Source organism: Furfurilactobacillus curtus (assembly GCF_045862785.1).
Taxonomy (GTDB): Bacteria; Bacillota; Bacilli; order Lactobacillales; family Lactobacillaceae; genus Furfurilactobacillus; species Furfurilactobacillus curtus.
Map to the genome: position 1 here is coordinate 1 of NZ_BQXO01000047.1, position 625 is coordinate 625.

Here is a 625-nt window from a genome sequence, read left to right on the forward strand (position 1 = left end):
TATATGCGAAGAACACAGACTATCTAAGAAAGCAGCAATTACGTGGCTTAAAAGAGACCGAGTGGGAAATGACGAAAAAGCAACGGCAACACCAAACCCAGAACCGGCATGAAGATGGGGGCATGCACTTGTAATCTAAATGTAATAATTAAATGTACACAATGAGTACATTTAGTGTATAATAGAGCCATAGATTAAAGAAAGGAGGGTAAAAGATGTGTCAAAAGAAGAATGGTATAACCTTGGCCAAGCTAGCCAAAAGTTAGGCCGCAGTCGTTCTTAGGTAAGTTTATGGCTACGCCGTCATAAGGGCGAAGTACCCGAAAATATGATTTTGGAGGGTGGCAAAAGCAAACTAATATCAGCACAAGGAATTGAATGGATCAGAGATCGCATAAAAAAAGAGGGCGTCCTCGTCAGCAATAAAGGTGCTAACGGGGATCAGCACCTAGAAATACGCCTTCTAGGTGTCACCCTCCTAATAATCCATTTTACAGGGCGGGTTAGGGGCACGTCCAGAGAACAATTATTCCGATTGATTTAAAGACTTGTGGTCAGAAGTCAAGTAGGTGGTGCGTAAAATATTGATAGTTCTAATTGTGAGGAGAGTATACTTCCCCCAGCC

2 pseudogenes are annotated in these 625 nt (G+C 42.2%); both read left to right on the forward strand.

What is annotated here, in order from left to right:
* Positions 1-134, forward strand: a pseudogene (locus ACKTR2_RS10360) (conjugal transfer protein TraA); the annotation flags it as partial.
* 83 nt (positions 135-217) lie between these two features.
* Positions 218-544 (forward strand): annotated as a pseudogene (locus tag ACKTR2_RS10365) (hypothetical protein).
* Positions 545-625: the final 81 nt, after the last annotated feature.